The following is a 974-nucleotide window of genomic DNA, read 5'->3' on the forward strand; positions in this document are numbered from 1 at the left end:
GGGCGGCGGGACGGGATCGACCACCTCGGGCTCGGGCGGCGTTGCGAACAGATCGGGATGGCGCTCGCGCAGCTCGGCGACGAGGCCGCGCAATGTCATCGGCGCAGCGACGTCGACGCTCTCCTCGGGGTCGGCATCGCCGTCCCGGATCAGTCGGGTGTCGCCATTGCGATCGATGATGCGGTAGCCGGGCTCGTCCCCCGTCGGCTCGATTTCGGCCTCCGCCAGCAATTCGAGGGTCCGGCGCGCCAGCGGCATCGCATGCTGGCGGTCGAGTTCGACCCGGATCAGGCCGCGCAGCCGTTCGTCGTCCTCCGGCGTCGGCGTGCTGAGGGCGGGAGCGCCGATGCGCGCCGCGTCCGCCCGGTCTCTCGCCTTTTCGGCGGCTTCGGCCGTCATGCGTCGTTGTTCTCCAAGAGCCCGATCAGGCTCCGCCGTCACGGCCGCGTTCGGCCGAACTCAGTGCGGCGCTGCCCCGCCGGAGCACCCGGCTCGATTCCGAGACGATCACCGGGCGGTCGCCCGCGAAACTGATGGTCAGGTTCAATTCCGACAAGCCCTGCGAGCGGGCTCCGCGCTCCGGGTTCTGCGCCGAAAAGCCGATGACGGTGCGCACGATGCAGGTCGCGCTGGCAGCGTTGCAGGCCGTGCGCAGAGTGCCATCCTGCGCCGCGTAGCGACGCTCGGGCCAGCGCCGGACGAAGCGGCGCTTCTCGGCGACCAGGGCGGCGATGCTCATGGTACGGCCATGGAAGCGCACCCGGTCGCCGTAGAAGCGCGGGGCCGCGGCCAGCATGGCGCCGTTCGGCGCAGAGACGCTGTCGAGATACTCGCCCGTCAGCCGCTGCGCCTGCCCGGCCCAGCCGCCGAAACGCGGATCGGGCGCCGTGGTGTCGATCTCGGAGGAGACGGCCATCCGGCGACGGTCCTGACGCCGCTCGCGCCGTTCCGCCCGTTCGGCGCGGCGGCGTCAG

At 72.1% G+C, this 974-nt stretch carries 1 protein-coding gene and 1 pseudogene; both read right to left on the reverse strand.

Going from position 1 to position 974, the window contains the following annotated elements:
• Positions 1-399 (reverse strand): annotated as a pseudogene (locus FV217_RS22430) (hypothetical protein); the annotation flags it as partial.
• Positions 400-424: 25 nt separating this feature from the next.
• Positions 425-916: a hypothetical protein gene (locus FV217_RS22435; RefSeq protein ID WP_187272683.1), complete on the reverse strand. Its 492-nt coding sequence runs from the start codon at positions 914-916 to the stop codon at positions 425-427.
• Positions 917-974 lie beyond the last annotated feature (58 nt).

It is taken from the genome of Methylobacterium sp. WL9, assembly GCF_008040035.1.
Classification (GTDB): Bacteria; Pseudomonadota; Alphaproteobacteria; order Rhizobiales; family Beijerinckiaceae; genus Methylobacterium; species Methylobacterium thuringiense.

Bases quoted from the DNA above. Each gene is read 5' to 3' on its own strand.
- FV217_RS22435 (WP_187272683.1), bottom strand. From the start codon at position 916: ATGGCCGTCTCCTCCGAGATCGACACCACGGCGCCCGATCCGCGTTTC.